This is a genomic window from Bacillus sp. LJBS06, assembly GCF_016924995.1.
Classification (GTDB): Bacteria; Bacillota; Bacilli; order Bacillales; family Bacillaceae; genus Bacillus; species Bacillus stercoris.
The window spans coordinates 1,460,130-1,475,437 of the sequence record NZ_CP070483.1 but is presented as its reverse complement, the minus strand read 5'-3'; the positions used below and the strand labels follow the sequence as shown (position 1 = coordinate 1,475,437).

The window sequence follows — 15,308 nt, the reverse complement described above, 5'->3', positions numbered from 1 at the left end:
CATGGCGTTAACCATGCAGCCGGTCCTTACTTCGTCACCGCCAATCGGAGAAGAATGGCGTTACGAAGTTAAATATGACGGGTACCGATGTATTCTTCGCATCCATTCTTCAGGTGTGACCTTAACCAGCAGAAATGGTGTGGAGCTCAACAGCACCTTCCCTGAAATCACACAATTCGCCAAAAGTGTCTTTCAGCCTATGGAAAAAGAACTTCCGCTGACACTTGATGGAGAAATCGTATGTTTGGTGAATCCTTGTCGTGCAGATTTTGAACATCTTCAAGTACGGGGACGTTTAAAAAGGCCAGACAAGATTCAGGAATCGGCAAACGCGAGGCCGTGCTGCTTTCTCGCTTTTGACTTATTAGAGCGAAACGGAGAAGATGTAACGCTTCTTTCGTATTTGGACCGTAAAAAATCGCTGTATGACCTCATGTCCGCAGCAAAGCTTCCTGCGTCTCCAGACCCTTACGCAAAGGAAACCATCCAATATATCCCCTGTTACGATCATTTTGATCAACTCTGGGAAATGGTAATGAAATATGACGGAGAAGGAATTATAGCGAAAAAAACAAACAGCAAATGGCTCGGAAAGAAGCGGTCGTCCGATTGGCTCAAATATAAAAACTTTAAACAAGCACATGTTTGCATAACAGGCTTCAACCCTAACAATGGGTTTCTGACGGTGTCCGTATTAAAAAACGGGATCATGACACCGATAGCCTCTGTCTCGCACGGAATGCGTGATGAGGAAAAAAGCGCGATACGAGAGATTATGGAACAGCACGGACATCAAGCACCTTCTGGCGAATTTACGCTTGAACCTTCTATTTGTGCAACTGTTCAATACTTAACGATTCTTCAAGGCACACTAAGAGAGGTATCGTTTGTCGGTTTCGAATTCCAAATGGACTGGACCGAATGCACATATGCGCAAGTCATACGCCACTCTAAACCGGTTCACCCAAAGCTTCAGTTCACAAGCCTGGATAAAATCATATTTGAAAAGAATAAAAAAACAAAAGAAGATTTTATTCAGTATATGATTGAAGTCAGTGACTACCTGTTTCCATTTCTGAAAAACCGTGCTGTCACCGTCATTCGCTATCCGCATGGAGCTAGGAGCGAATCATTTTTCCAAAAAAACAAGCCGGACTACGCGCCGGATTTTGTTCAATCTTTCTATGACGGAAGCCATGAGCATATTGTCTGCGAGGATATGTCTACGTTGTTATGGCTTTGCAACCAGCTTGCTTTGGAGTTTCACGTTCCTTTTCAAACCATTAGAAGCAGCCGTCCGGCTGAGATTGTCATTGATTTAGACCCGCCTTCGCGAGATGACTTTATTATGGCCGTTCAGGCTGCAAATGAACTGAAGCGGCTGTTTGACTCCTTTGGCATTACTTCGTACCCGAAGCTGTCCGGCAACAAAGGCATCCAGCTTTATATTCCCTTGTCTTTTGAGGCTTTCACGTATGAAGAAACACGCCAATTTACACAGCTGATTGCCGAGTACTGCACCAATGCATTTCCCGAACTATTTACCACTGAACGCTTGATTAAAAACAGGCATGGCAAATTGTATCTTGATTATTTGCAGCATGCAGAAGGAAAAACGATTATCTGTCCCTATTCGACGAGAGGAAATGAGCTCGGGACTGTCGCGGCACCGCTTTACTGGCATGAAGTCCAATCATCTTTAACACCCGCTCTGTTTACAATTGATACCGTCATTGATCGAATTAAGAAGAAGGGCTGCCCATTTTTTGATTTTTACCGCAACCCGCAGGACGAACCTCTTAGCGCTATTTTACATCAGTTGAAAAAAAGAGCTGACTAATGAAGTCAGCTCTTTCCGTTTAACTGTACTTTTTCTCTAATCGCTCTTTTTCCTGGCGCTGAAGCGGGCTCAGCGGCTCATTATACAAATCGATATCAATCGCGTATTTCGGGCGTCTTTTCACTTCGGAAAATATCGTCCCGATATACTCTCCGATAATCCCAATTCCCATCAATTGCAGCCCGCCCAAAAACCAAATGGAAATGATGAGAGACGCCCAGCCTGCATTCGTATGGCCGAGCAGCTTTTGAATAAACGCGCCAATCCCTGCCACAGCGCTGAGAAAAAATAAAACAAATCCCAAAAGCGTAAAGAATCGAATTGGTGCGACACTGAATGATGTAATCCCGTTAAAAGCGAATGACAGCATTTTTTTCAGCGGATATTTCGTTTTGCCGGCAAAGCGTTCCTTGCGGTCATACAACACTTCGGCTGACTTAAAACCGATCATGGGAACAATGCCTCTTAAAAACAAATTCGCTTCTGGATAACGCTCAAGCTCTTCAAGGGATCTGTTATTCATTAAACGAAAATCAGCATGATTGTAAATTAATTTAATCCCAAGCTTATTCATGAGGCGATAAAATCCTAATGCGGTCGTGCGTTTGAAAAAGGTATCGGTTTTTCTGCTCCGGCGGACACCGTACACGATCTCGCAGCCTTCATGATATTTCAGCATAAAATCCCGGATCACAGAGATGTCGTCCTGAAGATCAGCATCAATCGAAATGACACAGTCTGACCTATTCTTCGCTTTATGGAGTCCGGCTAAAAGCGCTTTTTGGTGGCCGACATTGCAGGCTAATTTTAAGCCGGTAACCTTCTTGTTTTTTATGCTCTCCATGGCAATCAAAGACCAAGTGCGATCTTTACTGCCATCATCGACAAATAGAATTTTACTGTTCTCAGCAATTAATTTCTCTTCAATTAGATCGTCTACAACCTCTGTCAGCTGACGGCTTGTTTCTTGAAACACTTCCTCTTCATTGAAACACGGGACGACGATGGTTAATACTGGCTGTGGCTGTTTCAATCGATATCCTCCTTATCTTGTTTCATATAAATAAATGCGCCAAGCGGAATCCTTATGGTCAAACGTCTTGACAAGCGCAAGATGGTTTTGTTCAGCATTCATGATCGGAACTGAAGAAAAAATGTACCGTCCGCCCATTTTTTTAAATACATCTGTATTTAATTGAAGATTGTTAATCGTTTTCTTCGAGTTCTTTTTGAAATCGTATCGTTTACCGAGTTCATCGACAAAAAGGTAGCAGCGGCTGCCCCACTCATCAAAATATTGTTTCAGCCGAGTGTTTTTTTCCAGCTCTTTTTCGATGATTTTCCTAAATTCATATTTATAAGAAAGCGGATATAGATTGTTATACGTATCTAACGTATAAAACCCGTTATATTGGGCGATTGACGGATGCAGGCCGATGCTCGCCACCCTGTACGAATCTTGCTGGCGTCCGATAAATTCCTTAATCTCGTTGAATTGCTCGGATGCATAAAATTCCCTGAATGTCGGCGCGTTGTAATGAACACCATACGTATACTCTTCATTAAAAGGCGCCAGCACCATCAGCTGTGCAGCGACCGCGGCGTACACAAGCCATTTCCACCCTTTCCCCATCCGCCAAATAAGATATAAAGCAAGCGCAAAGCTCACGTATATAACAAGCGGTCGCAGAAAATGAAATCGGGCAAAATTAAATTCTGCTAAAAAGGCAAATGTCTGCTTAGGCACTGCCCAAATTTTGTTAAACCAAAACGCATACCATAATGACAGTCCGTAATTAAGCACACATAAAAACAGATAAACATTTTCTGGATTTGTCCGATTTCGTTTGAACAGCAGAGCAGCAAATACGAGCAGCAGAATCGGTAGGATGACAACGGTATGAACGGTCATCACATGATTATGGCCATAGACAAAGTTTTTTACGGATAGTCGAAGAGAATGCCAAACGTCATGCCTGGATGAGATAAATTCAATCCGATGCATCGGTGCATGCTCAAACAACATCGAATAGACAAGCCGATATTCAACGAAAAGATAGATACTCGTCATAAATGCAATACTGCCTAAGAAAATCAGATTCCATCTTCCTTTTGTAATGGCATCATACAGCCAAAAACACGCCATTCCTGCCAGGAAAAAGAAGAAGCCTAGCACAAAGCTTGAGTATAAGGGGAGCAAGCCCAGCGTCAGCCACTCTCTCCATGAGATATCCCCTTTTCGGATATTTAAAAAAGCCCACAGTGCCAAAGGGTACCCAAGCGTACTCAGCATTCCCGATGGCCAGAAAGGTGTTAAGGCAAATGCAAGCGATACGCCAATTCGGATGAAAGCCGCTTTTGGCTCCGGGATCACATGTTTCTTCAGCAGCACATACATTCCAAAAAAAGCGACAACTCTTGTAACCGTTTGGCTTATTGCATAGGCAGTCATGGAAGAAAAGAAAACATGGAGCCAAACAATGCCGCTCCACTCGGTGCCAAAGGCATCCCGTGGCAGCCCGTTAATGATTTGCGGAATGGCAGCGTCAACCTTGCCGACGATTTCTCCACTATCGGCAAGAACCTTGTACCAAGCGATGTTGGAATCTAAATTATCGTGGACCCGGATATGGGCATCTTCCTTTAAAATAAAAAGCGGGGATACATACAGCAAAAGGAGAAATAATGCGATCCAGAGATAATATGTTTCTTTTTTTTGTTGTCTCATCAACCGTAACATTGCTTACACATCCATTTGTTATTCTGACTCCGTCGGCATGTTCTGCCTCATGTGTCAAAATTTATTATCCCTTTTCCCTTCCAAATCATTCATCATATGACAATCCGTTTTTCAGCCTGTCTCTACCCATTAATTCCCGCTATCCATAGTGCTTGATCACTTACTATACTGATAGCAGGGAGGGGATATATTTTGTTTACAATCTTACTTTCATTGGCCATACTCGTATTTGTGCCATTTCTATATAAAGCGAACCGCAATACAAAAGATGTGAAAGTCAACACCATTTCAATCGATCAAAAAGACGGCCTTCCAGCCAGAAAAAAATTAAATATCCTTCATTTATCAGATCTTCACTTGGAAAACATTTCAGTCTCACCTGAGGAGCTGTATCTTTTAACAAAAGATCAGCCTGTGGACATCATTGCTCTTACCGGGGATTTTCTTGATCGGAAACGCAATATTCCGAAGCTGGCAGGTTACTTGAACGCCTTGCAAAAGCTGAAGCCTGCATATGGAATGTACGCGGTGTTCGGTAACCACGATTATGTATTGAAAGAAAGAGACTTTCAGAGGCTGAAGCGTGTTTTAGAGGAAAACGGCTGTATCACGCTTCAAAATGAACATGTTCGAATCGAGACGGCTGCAGGGCCAATCAATATTATCGGCATTGATGATTACAGTACGAATCGCAGTAATATCACCGGCTCTTATCAAAGTTTGGAAAACGGCTATCATCTTGTACTAACACATGACCCAAATATTATTCTGGATATGAAAGATGTTCATTATGATTACCTGCTGTCAGGCCATTTTCACGGCGGGCAAATCCATTGGCCAAAACCGTATCATTTGGTGAAAATGGGCAAACTCGTGCGCATGAACATGATTAAAGGTCTTCATTATCATCACGATAAGCCATTTTATATCAGCGAAGGCTTAGGACAAACCGGCGTAAATATCCGTGTCGGGAGCCGCCCTGAAGTGACATTTCATCAGATTTAAGCAAAAAAGACTGTGCTGACCGAGGCATCAGTCTTTTTTTTGATAGGTTTTCTGCAGCTTTTCTTTTGAGATCAACAAATAGGATGAATTCGGTAAATGCCGCAAGCTCACAGGCTTTGAAGTCAAATATAAAATCGGCACATGGGACATTTTTTTAAAGCATCTGTAAAAAGGGTTCACCGGGGTGATCACATCAAAGCCGAGCCTTTTTACACCTTTGTCAAGCATCGTAATCCCAATGATTCCTTTGATTTTCTCGCTTTTTTTATGATTGTTGATATAGTCAAGAAGAAGCGGCATTGATTGATATACTTTCTGATAAATAATGATTCCTTTTCTGACCGTACTCTCAATGCTTTGCAGTTCTCTTATCAGCTTAATATTGTGCAGATGGATTTTAACGAGCACATCATTTTTTCTAATATGCGTTCCGTCGCTCAGCACGACATGATGTCCTTTATACTTCGTCAGCCTGACTCGAAAAACGCTTTTTTGCTCTTTGTCAATCAAGCTTAGCCTAGAAAAAAAGAAATAAATCGGGTCAAGCATTTTCCAAATGGAAAGGAAACAGGTTTTCATCTTTTCACCTTCCTTATGATCAAAAACACCCTTATATTTTGTGAGCGTTCTCCCCAAAATATAGTTGCCATATTTTTTTGGGAGGGCTGTCATGAAAAACATTCTCATTTTTCCTTTTTTAAGCATTTCCACCGGCCATCATCATGTCGCTGATGCATTGCAGGCTGAATTAGAGTCTCAGGGGCTTGGAGCCGAGAACATTGATATCTTTTCACATGCGTATAGTCGGTTAGAAAAACTGTCCTCCGCGGCTTATTTAAAATGGATTCAATACTTCCCGAAAACGTATAGCGGCATTTACCGGCTGCTCGCCTGCGGAGAATATCAGCATGACAAACGCTATTCCATGTACGAATGGCTGTTCACACAGCAAATGAGGCACATCCTCCAAGAAAAACAGCCTGATTTCGCCTTCTGCACACATGCGCTGCCTTCTTATCTGCTGAACCGGCTAAAGCCTGAATATCCGAATCTGACGGTTGTGAATGTATACACTGATTTTTTCGTGAATCAATTATGGGGACGGAAGAACATTGATTACCATTTTGTTCCGAGCACCGAAGTAAAGAAGCAGCTCATATCAGAGGGGATCGATCAGAAAAACATATACTTGACCGGCATACCCGTTCACCGAATGTTTGAAATGGGATCAGCAGATGCCTGTCAGCATCATCCGCCATATACCATCATCATCACAGGAGGCAGTATGGGAGTCGGGGGAATGTTAAAATGGGTGCAGAAACTGTCGCCAGGCGGAAAGATCTTATACAAAATATTATGCGGCAGAAACGAAAAGCTCTACTGCTATGTCAAAAGTTTACACCACCCTTTAATTGAGGCGATTCCTTACCTTCACAGCAAAGCAGAGATGAACCGTTTGTACGAACAGGCGGCAGGCATCATGACAAAACCCGGAGGCGTGACCATCAGTGAATGCTTACAGAAGCGGCTCCCCGTATTTATTTATCATGCACTGCCGGGACAGGAGGAAATGAATTTGAACCTTTTAAAAGAAAGGAAGCTTGTCATAGATATGAGAAACTGGGATGTACAAAAAGCAGAAGAACGTTTTGCGGTATTTTTTCAATCAAGTGAACTGATGAAGAAATATCAAACACACGTCAATGAATATCTTGAAGAAATGTCTGATAGGAAGATTGAAGATGTTTTAAAAAGAATCCTATGACACAAAAAAACACTCTCCTGAAACAGAGAGTGTAGAGTCGTTAACGAAACAGCAAATGCTGGCTGTGTATGCCCGCTTTCTTGAGCAGGACGATCAGCTGGTCCTGTTCATCAGGTGAAAGGCCTGAAAACGCTCTCGCAATACGCAGAGCATGAATCGGATAAATTTTATCCAAATACTCATTTCCCTTGTCAGTTAAATGTGCGTAAACGGAGCGTTTATCTTTCGGGTCCTGCTCCCTTACTAAAAACCCGTTTCTTTCTAGTTTGTCAATAACATATGTGACGTTTCCGCTTACAAGCAGAAGTCTCGACCCAATTTGCTGCAATTTTTGCGGGCCTCTTGTGTACAGGAGCTCCAGTACAGCAAATTCAGTGGGATTAAAACCGTGCTCTTTGCTATCACGGATACTATGTTCGGACACACTTTTGAAAGCCCTTGCAAAAACTCTGTACAAATTCATCGCACGCTCAACTTCTTCTTCGTTAAACGATAATCTCATCATATCTACCTCGTATATAGGATTTTTATAAAAAAATAATGAAAACCCTTACATATAATAAGAGTTCAGTCCCTTACTATACGTATTCGCTATAATTCGAGAAATTCCTTCTAAAAGCAAAAAAATCCTTATACATTATCTTGTATAAGGATAATTTCTGTGATTTGTAATGCTTCGAAAGAAATAAGCATATTCTTTCCGAAGCTCAGAAATCGTCATTTTGTTCATGACCTCTTTATTATAAACTCCAATTTGATAGAGTTTTTCGGAATAATGGCTTCGTTCTTTTTCTAAAGCGGATTTCAATAAATTACTCATAGCGTCCTCCTTCATTTTGAGGTATCCTATACAAAAGATACTCTATTTAAATGAACGTGGTATGAATCTAATGTAAAGAATTTATGTTTACGAAGACTTACGGTACCGTCCGTTTTGAACGGATCTTAATAATTGAAAAGCCTGTTCTCCGGCAAGCTGCATAAACGTCTCCAGCATTTCATCACGCTTGATATCCAACTCGATAATTTCTTTTGCCAGTGAGACCGCTTTTTCTTCCTTCATGATTATCCTTCCTCCTCGTTTGTTCGTTACATAAAGGATAAAACGCGCTTGTGTGTTACGCATTATTCTTGTTAATTTTTCTTCCGCATTTTTTCAAAAATCTTCTATTTGATGTTAGAAAATATGACAAGCGTCAGGTTTTTTCTCTTTGTTTTTTATATACTATTATCAAAAGACATCCAGGGGTGGAAAAATGACCACAGAAGATCATTCTTATAAAGACAAAAAAGTGATTTCAATCGGAATTGTGAGTGAATTGACAGGATTGTCCGTAAGACAGATCAGGTATTATGAGGAACGAAAACTCATTTACCCGCAGCGTTCTTCAAGGGGGACAAGAAAATACTCCTTTGCCGATGTGGAGCGTCTGATGGATATCGCCAATAAGCGCGAAGACGGCGTCCAGACGGCAGAGATTTTAAAGGATATGCGCAAAAAAGAACAGATGTTAAAAAACGATCCGCAAGTGCGGAAAAAAATGCTGGAGGGGCAGCTTAATGCTCACTTTCGGTACAAAAACCGTTAAATGATAAAAGTCCGGCTCGCAGTTGAGACGGACTTTTTATATTTATAATGAGTGTATGAATGCAGTGGCAATGCCAAAGTAGATTAATAAAGATAAAATATCGTTTAACGTTGTAATCAGCGGTCCAGAAGCAATCGCCGGGTCTACTTTCAGTTTGTGCAAAATAATAGGGATAATCGTTCCTGACATCGTGCCGATGATTAAGGTTAAAAACAGTGAAGAAGCGACAACAAATCCCAAAAGCGCATTCCCCTGCCATATGATGGAGACAATCGCGATTAGCACAGAACAAACCGCTCCGATAAAAATACTTGTTCTGAACTCCCGGAAGATCAGGCGCACAATCGTTTTTTTGTTCATTTCTTCTTTAGACAAACCTCTGATGACAACCGCGAGAGATTGTGTTCCCGTATTTCCTGTCATCCCTGACACCATCGGCATGAAAAACGCAAGCGCGACAACCTGCTTCAGCGCATCTTCAAAATAGCTGATAATGCTTCCTGAAATCAGCCCGATAAACAAGAGTAAAATCAGCCATGGCAGGCGCCGGTATGCCGCCACGTAAGCTTTTGTGTCAAAGGTGATGTCTTTACCGGAAGCGGCGAATTTTTCGTAATCCTCATCAGCTTCCCGAATAACGACGTCGATAATATCATCGACCGTCACAATGCCGACAAGCACGTTGTTTTCTTCTACAACCGGTATTGCCAAGAAATCGTAACGTTCAATCAGGCGGGCAACTTCTTCCTGGTCCTGAAGAGCATCTGCTGATATGACGCGGGTAAACATTAAATCCTGCACCTTTTCTTCAGGTTCACCCAGGATCAAATCGCGGTAGGAAAGAACCCCAACCAGCTGTTTGCTTTCATTAATAACATATAAGTAGTTGATCGATTCAGCGATTTCAGCGAAGCTTTTCAGTTTGACGACCGCGTCTTTTACCGTATAATGCTGAGGAATCCACACATATCGGTTTGTCATCATGCGTCCCGCTGAGTCAGCCGGATAATTCATCAAGAGCTGTACAGCTTTTGACTCTGACGCTTCCATGCTGGACAAAAGCTGCTCCTTCAGTTCTTCATCCATTTCTTCAAGCAATTGTGCGAGGTCATCGTTGTCCATTTTGTTCATCGCCAGTGTTGCTTTTGTTTTTCCGACTTTATTTAGGACGGCAAGCTGAAATTCGCGTTCCAGCTCCCCGATCATATCAGTGATATCGTCTACAGTTAAATAAGATAAATAGCGGGCGCGGTGTTTTTCCGGCATTTCTTTAAAAATAAACGCCATGTCATAGGGCTGAAGCTCATCAATAACGCTTCTGAAATCCCTGATTTTCCCGTCTCGCAATAAAATAATGATGCGTAAAATGAGTTCGTCATAGGTCATGTTTTGAACCATCGGGACTCGTACCTCCTCTACGGAGACGTGCCGGCCTCGCCAGAAGGTGCGGCAGTTCGTCTCCTCATCGTGTAATCAATTGCCTTGTTGTCATAGTATATGGGTACTTCTTCAGATTGACTCGAATGGGGAGAATCCATACTCCGCACCTCCTTTGATTGGGTTCGTTTTAAAGGCATAAAAAAAGCCTTCAGGATTGAAGGTGAAAGAAGCACGGCAAAAAAGCGTGCGGGCGCCTTCAATCGTAGAGCTTTAGCACTGTATGGCATAGGACAATCATCCAGCTGCATTAAAAATCACCTTATGTCGATGATTTCTGTTGACCCATTGGCGTCTTTGGACATTTTTGGGCAGCAGCGTATCTCCATACAGGAGCCTCACCTAACGAAGTTCCTAATTGAATTGACACACTGAGATTACAGAAAAAAACAAGCTGTGTCAACTCAAAAAAGTAATAAATGCGCTTACATCACAATTACGGAACAAAACAAGGGCCTAAGCCCTTATTCTGTTGTTTGTGTCTCGTCATCTTCAGAAAGCAAATGATACGTTTCATGAAGAAATAAAGCATACTCTCCATCCTTCGTTGGATGAGGGACATATTCAGCTTGATTGATGTATTGCTCCTCTTTCTTTTCCATGCGTTTCGCCTCCTTTTCACTTAGATTGTCCAAAAGAAGGTTTCTTATCATGAAAAACCCCCGCTGCAGCGGGGGTTTGATTAGTCGTCTATCTCAGTTTTGATCATGCGGCCATCCTTTGCGGAAATTTCAAATTCTGTCTCAGTTCCTTGTTTCGTTTGGATTTCAATTTCATAGATGTAAGCACCGTCATCTTCGTTCAGCTTACTTTCTGTTACGGTTCCATCTGTTCGCCTTAAAGCAATTTCTTCCGCTTCTTCTTTTGTTATGGCAACTTGTTCTGCTTTCTCCTTTAACGGGTCATTAAGCGCTTGTTTTGTATGAATATCTACATAAACGTCGTAGTCTTCACCTTCTTTTTCAATCTCCACTTCATAGACTTCTTTGCCATTGTAAAGCTCTCTGTCAATGTCTTCTACGTTGCCATCAACAACTTTTTTAGCAATTGATTCTGCTTGTTGTTCAGTGAGCGCACCCGCCTTAGAAGAAGGCTGACTGTTTCCATTGTTTTCTTTGGCAAACGCGTTGTAGCTGAATCCTCCAGCCGCTAGGCACCCTGCTAAAAGCCCGACCATCCATCTTTTCTTGAGCATTTGTGAGTCCTCCTTTGTTTTGTATGCGTACAGTTTACACACTCAACATGAAAGGAAAACGAGAGCAAGATGAGAATTTGATGAGAAACCTTTAGTCTTCATAGACAATGTTAGCTACCTTTCCTGTGTAGGCATTGATCTTCACTGTCGCTTCTTTATCATCAGGAAGATCAACATCCACTTCAAAGATGAGAGTGCCCTCACTTTCTTCGAGATCTGCGTCATCCGCTGTCCCGCCCGTTTCTCGCTCTGCAATTATTTTGGCTTCTTTTTTCGTAATCGGTGTTTTTTGTTGATCTTTATTGCTGATTTGATCGGCAGACAAGACTGTTTTTGCCTGCATATCTACCTTCACTTCGTATGTTTTTCCGCCTTCTTTTTGAATGATATATGTGGCAACGCGATTCTTGTGTGTTCGTTTTTTGACCGTACCCGGCACCCGCTTAAGCGCGAGATGCTCGGCTTCTTTTTCTGTCATAACAGATGGATTCATCGCTTTTACTCTATTCATTGAAAGAATGTCAGCTGATGTTGCGTCAGCTTTTATAAAATAAGTTCCCTTGGGATTTTCAAGGGTCATCTCATATGTTTTTTTATCCTTTGACTGTGTTGATTTCGTGACCTTGCCTTCATAAGAGGCTTCGACTTTTTTTATGACAGCCTCCTTTGACAGTACGTCCTCGTGGGTTTGCCGAATGATGAGAAACGTACAGATGGTAACGGCTAAAACTGCTGCTGCAGCAAAAGATACTGCTTTTATTGGTTTGTTCATCGGCCTCCCCCATTCTGTTCGCTGAATTGCATGGTGACAGCTGTTCCTTGTCCCGGCTTGCTTTTGACAGACAGCTCAATGCCATGCTCATCGGCGATTTGCTTGGCAATGGAAAGGCCTAAACCCGTTCCGCCGGTTTTTCTGTTCCGTGCCTCATCTGCCCGGTAGAACCGTTCGAACAAATGCGGGATATGTTCCTCAGGTATCCCGATACCTTCATCCCTTACTGACAGAAACGGCTGTCCATCCTTCGTTCCGGCTGATATCACAATGGCTTTTTCACTATACTTTATGGCATTATCGAGCAAAATGGTCAGCAGCTGCTTGATGCGTTCTTCATCAGCTGTTACAGGCAGGCTCTCTTTATCTGTTTCGAGTAAAATGTCGCGCTGATAGACAGGCTGGAGCGTTTGCGTGACGGCGCGCGACACTTCAATCAAATCGATTGTTTTCAGATCAACCTCGAGTCCTTGATGGCTTTTGGCCAGCGCCAAAAGCTGATTGGCCAGTTTCTTCATATGCACCGCTTCTGAGTGAATGGCTTCTATCGATTCCTCAAGCACTTCCGGCTTTTTTGCCCCCCATCGCTTCATCAGGCTGCTGTAACTTTCTATAATGGTGAGCGGAGTTTTTAATTCGTGTGAAGCATCTTGAACGAATTGCTGCTGTTTATCGTAGTGCTCTTTCAGCATCATCGCCATCTCATTAAATGTCAGCCCCATTTGATACAATTCATCGTGCGACTGTCCTTCTAAAGAAATCGTTTTGAATGCTTTCTCTCGCTGTATGTCTTTCATGGTCATCATTAATCGTCTGATCGGATTGATAATACGGCGGGCGAGCAAGCTGCCGGCAAAAAAAGAAGCGATGCAGACAGCGGCACTTGCAGCGATTAAGATGATTTTCAACAGAAACAGACTCTCTTCTGTGTTCTCCAGCCTTTCCACCACCTGAAGAGAAACCACTTGTCCATCGGTCCAAATCACCGGAACAGCAGCCTCAGCAAACAGCTTGCCGTCATGTTTCCTCACATCTGCCGTTTCCCCGCTGTGAAAAGAGAGAGGATAATCTTTATACGCTTTTTCTTTTGTGATCGTCATGACGGCTTTTTGCTCACCGTTCACTACACGCACCATGCCATTTGCCGGCAGGTAGGCCTGCAGCATGTCCTGCAAAGCCACTCCTTCTGTTTCAGCAGCATGCAGCGCTTCGGCCATGTTATCCGTCTCATCAGCAAGCCGGGCCGCATCCTTTGATGTCAGCGCAGACGAAAAAATGAAATATACTGCGGTATGAACCAAAATTAATAAAATCAACAGTGATATTGATGTGTACAGATGAATCTTGGTCTTCAGCTTCATCGTTTACCCCTTAATGGCATAGCCGACCCCGCGAATCGTATGGATCAGCTGTTTTTCGTAAGGATAGTCCAGTTTTTTTCTGATGTATCTTATGTAGACGTCTACGACATTTGTATCACCGATATAATCAAATCCCCATACCGCGCTTAGAATTTGCTCCCGTGTCAGCACTTGCTGCGGATGCTTTAGCATGTAGACGAGCAAATCAAATTCCCGCGGCGTTAATTCCACCTCTTTGTCTCCGCGTCTCACTTCACGGGTTTTTTCGTTCACCCGTAAATCGTCATATGTAAGAAAGGTGCCGATTTCTTCCGTTTTTGTTCCATTTTGGCGCAGCGCCGCCCTGATTCTCGCAAGTAATTCCTCGATTTCAAACGGCTTGGTGACATAGTCATTCGCACCGATATCCAGACCTGTTACCTTATCAGGAATGCTGTCTCGCGCCGTTAATAAAATGACCGGTGTCTGTTGATCCGTTTTTCTCAAGCGGCGCAGCACTTCCAGTCCGCTAAGCCCCGGCAGCATGACATCAAGAAGCACCAAGGAATACCCGCCTTCCGCGACCGCATTCAGGCCTTCTGTTCCATTGTGTTTAATGGTCACGCCGTATCCTTCATATTCCAATTCAAGCTGCAGAACCCTGGCGATTTTTTCTTCATCTTCCACAATTAATATGTGTCCTTTGTCCAAATGTGATCATCCTCTCCTGTCCCTATATGAAAAAAATGATTTCGTTGTTTACAAAATGATTCTTATCATCTATTATGATGTCAAAATAAAAAATTGTATACGGAAAGCACTAGGGGTGCTGTTTTGGCTGAGATAAAACGCGGGAGAATCGCGTTTTGATCCCTTATGACCCGATCTGGATAATACCAGCGTGGGGAAGTGCAGGTTGACCGAATGGTGTATTTTTTTGTGCGCTTAATCGATCTATGACTGCATATTCCCTTAGGATATGCAGTTTTTTATTTTATCCAAAAAACAGGAGGCTTTTAGAAATGGAGCATATGTGCGGTACAAGCAGAATCGCCGGTTTTCGCTTCTCTTTATATCCGATGACGGATGATTTTATCAGTGTGATCAAGTCTGCGCTGAAAAAAACAGATACGTCCAAGGTTTGGACGAAAACCGACCATATCAGCACGGTGTTACGCGGATCGATTGATCATGTATTCGATGCCGCAAAAGCCATTTACCTTTATGCAGCAAACAGCGAGACACACATCGTCATGAACGGCACGTTTTCCATTGGGTGCCCGGGCGACACTCAGGGAGATACATATCTTTCCAAAGACAATAAGCGTGCCAATGAAGATGCTGTCCGAGGCTTGAACGCGGAAGCGCCGTGCCAATTTGCGCTTTATCCAATGAATGAGCCGGATTATATGGGATTGATTATGAAGGCTGTCGACATCGCAAAAGCCCAAGGTACTTTTGTACAGGGTGTCCATTACGCGAGCGAGCTTGACGGGGATGCCCATGACGTATTCAGAACATTGGAAGCCGTTTTCCGCATGGCTGAGCAGCAAACAAACCACATCACCATGACTGTGAATCTTTCGGCTAACAGCCCATCAAGAAAAAACAGAAAGCAGGGATAA

Annotated in this window: 17 protein-coding genes, 1 pseudogene and 2 riboswitches; of the genes and pseudogenes, 5 read left to right on the top strand and 13 right to left on the bottom strand. The window is 42.9% G+C overall.

Annotated elements, in window-relative coordinates:
- Window position 1 precedes the first annotated feature (1 nt).
- Window positions 2-1,840 carry a DNA ligase D gene (locus JQX68_RS07645; RefSeq protein WP_069149485.1) on the top strand — a complete coding sequence of 613 codons (1,839 nt, stop codon included), beginning with the start codon at window positions 2-4 and terminating at the stop codon, window positions 1,838-1,840.
- A 19-nt stretch (window positions 1,841-1,859) separates the two neighbouring features.
- Here the strand turns inward: JQX68_RS07645 and JQX68_RS07640 are convergent, their stop codons facing one another.
- Window positions 1,860-2,873, bottom strand: a complete 1,014-nt coding sequence (locus JQX68_RS07640) for a glycosyltransferase family 2 protein (protein WP_136654592.1) — start codon at window positions 2,871-2,873, stop codon at window positions 1,860-1,862.
- Between the two features lie 12 nt (window positions 2,874-2,885).
- Entirely contained in the window at window positions 2,886-4,580 is a 1,695-nt protein-coding gene (locus tag JQX68_RS07635) for a DUF6044 family protein (RefSeq protein WP_205440615.1), read from the bottom strand.
- A gap of 192 nt (window positions 4,581-4,772) precedes the next feature.
- Here JQX68_RS07635 and JQX68_RS07630 point away from each other — a divergent pair, with 192 nt between their 5' ends.
- A complete protein-coding gene (locus JQX68_RS07630; RefSeq protein WP_040083326.1) occupies window positions 4,773-5,585 on the top strand; it encodes a metallophosphoesterase in 813 nt (270 codons plus the stop codon).
- Between the two features lie 27 nt (window positions 5,586-5,612).
- Here JQX68_RS07630 and JQX68_RS07625 read toward each other — a convergent pair whose 3' ends face one another.
- Window positions 5,613-6,164 (bottom strand): YkoP family protein, encoded by a 552-nt coding sequence (locus tag JQX68_RS07625; RefSeq protein WP_103748990.1) that lies wholly within the window; start codon window positions 6,162-6,164, stop codon window positions 5,613-5,615.
- Window positions 6,165-6,255: 91 nt separating this feature from the next.
- On the opposite strand from JQX68_RS07625, the pseudogene JQX68_RS07620 reads away from it, so the two are divergent.
- Window positions 6,256-7,385 (top strand): annotated as a pseudogene (locus tag JQX68_RS07620) (MGDG synthase family glycosyltransferase).
- Between the two features lie 5 nt (window positions 7,386-7,390).
- Here the strand turns inward: JQX68_RS07620 and JQX68_RS07615 are convergent.
- From JQX68_RS07615 to JQX68_RS07605, 3 genes are all read right to left on the bottom strand, one after another.
- Entirely contained in the window at window positions 7,391-7,855 is a 465-nt protein-coding gene (locus tag JQX68_RS07615) for a MarR family winged helix-turn-helix transcriptional regulator (protein WP_003232536.1), read from the bottom strand.
- A 132-nt stretch (window positions 7,856-7,987) separates the two neighbouring features.
- Entirely contained in the window at window positions 7,988-8,170 is a 183-nt protein-coding gene (gene ykoL / locus JQX68_RS07610) for a stress response protein YkoL (protein ID WP_071576660.1), read from the bottom strand.
- An 87-nt stretch (window positions 8,171-8,257) separates the two neighbouring features.
- Window positions 8,258-8,413 (bottom strand): hypothetical protein, encoded by a 156-nt coding sequence (locus JQX68_RS07605; protein WP_147771819.1) that lies wholly within the window; start codon window positions 8,411-8,413, stop codon window positions 8,258-8,260.
- Window positions 8,414-8,606: 193 nt separating this feature from the next.
- On the opposite strand from JQX68_RS07605, the gene JQX68_RS07600 reads away from it, so the two are divergent.
- Window positions 8,607-8,939, top strand: a complete 333-nt coding sequence (locus JQX68_RS07600; protein ID WP_003232541.1) for a MerR family transcriptional regulator — start codon at window positions 8,607-8,609, stop codon at window positions 8,937-8,939.
- Between the two features lie 42 nt (window positions 8,940-8,981).
- On the opposite strand, the gene mgtE is transcribed toward JQX68_RS07600, so the two are convergent.
- The 7 genes from mgtE to ykoG all read right to left on the bottom strand — a co-directional run bounded on the left by mgtE (window position 8,982) and on the right by ykoG (window position 14,394).
- Entirely contained in the window at window positions 8,982-10,337 is a 1,356-nt protein-coding gene (mgtE, locus tag JQX68_RS07595; RefSeq protein ID WP_014663717.1) for a magnesium transporter, read from the bottom strand.
- 17 nt (window positions 10,338-10,354) lie between these two features.
- Window positions 10,355-10,477, bottom strand: coding sequence for a hypothetical protein (locus JQX68_RS21860; protein ID WP_041521309.1), 123 nt, complete (start codon window positions 10,475-10,477; stop codon window positions 10,355-10,357).
- A gap of 90 nt (window positions 10,478-10,567) precedes the next feature.
- Window positions 10,568-10,733: riboswitch (M-box (ykoK) riboswitch) on the bottom strand.
- Window positions 10,734-10,840: 107 nt separating this feature from the next.
- Window positions 10,841-10,978 (bottom strand): transcriptional regulator SplA domain-containing protein, encoded by a 138-nt coding sequence (locus JQX68_RS07590; RefSeq protein ID WP_052438166.1) that lies wholly within the window; start codon window positions 10,976-10,978, stop codon window positions 10,841-10,843.
- Window positions 10,979-11,058: 80 nt separating this feature from the next.
- Window positions 11,059-11,571 (bottom strand): PepSY domain-containing protein, encoded by a 513-nt coding sequence (locus tag JQX68_RS07585; RefSeq protein WP_040083328.1) that lies wholly within the window; start codon window positions 11,569-11,571, stop codon window positions 11,059-11,061.
- Between the two features lie 91 nt (window positions 11,572-11,662).
- Complete coding sequence (locus JQX68_RS07580; RefSeq protein WP_147771818.1) at window positions 11,663-12,343, bottom strand: PepSY domain-containing protein; 681 nt, start codon at window positions 12,341-12,343, stop codon at window positions 11,663-11,665.
- The gene (ykoH, locus tag JQX68_RS07575) at window positions 12,340-13,704 is read right to left on the bottom strand and encodes a two-component system sensor histidine kinase YkoH (protein WP_147771817.1); all 1,365 of its coding nucleotides are present in this window, start codon (window positions 13,702-13,704) and stop codon (window positions 12,340-12,342) included. Before ykoH ends, JQX68_RS07580 begins: the two co-directional genes overlap by 4 nt.
- Window positions 13,705-13,707: 3 nt before the next feature.
- The gene (gene ykoG / locus JQX68_RS07570) at window positions 13,708-14,394 is read right to left on the bottom strand and encodes a two-component system response regulator YkoG (protein ID WP_147771816.1); all 687 of its coding nucleotides are present in this window, start codon (window positions 14,392-14,394) and stop codon (window positions 13,708-13,710) included.
- 101 nt (window positions 14,395-14,495) lie between these two features.
- A riboswitch (TPP riboswitch) is annotated at window positions 14,496-14,608 on the top strand.
- 97 nt (window positions 14,609-14,705) lie between these two features.
- On the opposite strand from ykoG, the gene thiU reads away from it, so the two are divergent.
- A complete protein-coding gene (thiU, locus tag JQX68_RS07565; protein WP_069149475.1) occupies window positions 14,706-15,308 on the top strand; it encodes an HMP/thiamine ABC transporter substrate-binding protein ThiU in 603 nt (200 codons plus the stop codon).

Bases quoted from the DNA above. Each gene is read 5' to 3' on its own strand.
- JQX68_RS07600 (WP_003232541.1), top strand. From the start codon at position 8,607: ATGACCACAGAAGATCATTCTTATAAAGACAAAAAAGTGATTTCAATC.
- JQX68_RS07625 (WP_103748990.1), bottom strand. From the start codon at position 6,164: ATGAAAACCTGTTTCCTTTCCATTTGGAAAATGCTTGACCCGATTTAT.
- JQX68_RS07605 (WP_147771819.1), bottom strand. From the start codon at position 8,413: ATGAAGGAAGAAAAAGCGGTCTCACTGGCAAAAGAAATTATCGAGTTG.
- JQX68_RS07615 (WP_003232536.1), bottom strand. From the start codon at position 7,855: ATGATGAGATTATCGTTTAACGAAGAAGAAGTTGAGCGTGCGATGAAT.
- mgtE (WP_014663717.1), bottom strand. From the start codon at position 10,337: ATGGTTCAAAACATGACCTATGACGAACTCATTTTACGCATCATTATT.
- thiU (WP_069149475.1), top strand. From the start codon at position 14,706: ATGGAGCATATGTGCGGTACAAGCAGAATCGCCGGTTTTCGCTTCTCT.
- JQX68_RS07590 (WP_052438166.1), bottom strand. From the start codon at position 10,978: ATGGAAAAGAAAGAGGAGCAATACATCAATCAAGCTGAATATGTCCCT.
- JQX68_RS21860 (WP_041521309.1), bottom strand. From the start codon at position 10,477: ATGGATTCTCCCCATTCGAGTCAATCTGAAGAAGTACCCATATACTAT.
- ykoH (WP_147771817.1), bottom strand. From the start codon at position 13,704: ATGAAGCTGAAGACCAAGATTCATCTGTACACATCAATATCACTGTTG.
- JQX68_RS07585 (WP_040083328.1), bottom strand. From the start codon at position 11,571: ATGCTCAAGAAAAGATGGATGGTCGGGCTTTTAGCAGGGTGCCTAGCG.
- JQX68_RS07645 (WP_069149485.1), top strand. From the start codon at position 2: ATGGCGTTAACCATGCAGCCGGTCCTTACTTCGTCACCGCCAATCGGA.
- ykoL (WP_071576660.1), bottom strand. From the start codon at position 8,170: ATGAGTAATTTATTGAAATCCGCTTTAGAAAAAGAACGAAGCCATTAT.
- JQX68_RS07580 (WP_147771818.1), bottom strand. From the start codon at position 12,343: ATGAACAAACCAATAAAAGCAGTATCTTTTGCTGCAGCAGCAGTTTTA.
- JQX68_RS07635 (WP_205440615.1), bottom strand. From the start codon at position 4,580: ATGTTACGGTTGATGAGACAACAAAAAAAAGAAACATATTATCTCTGG.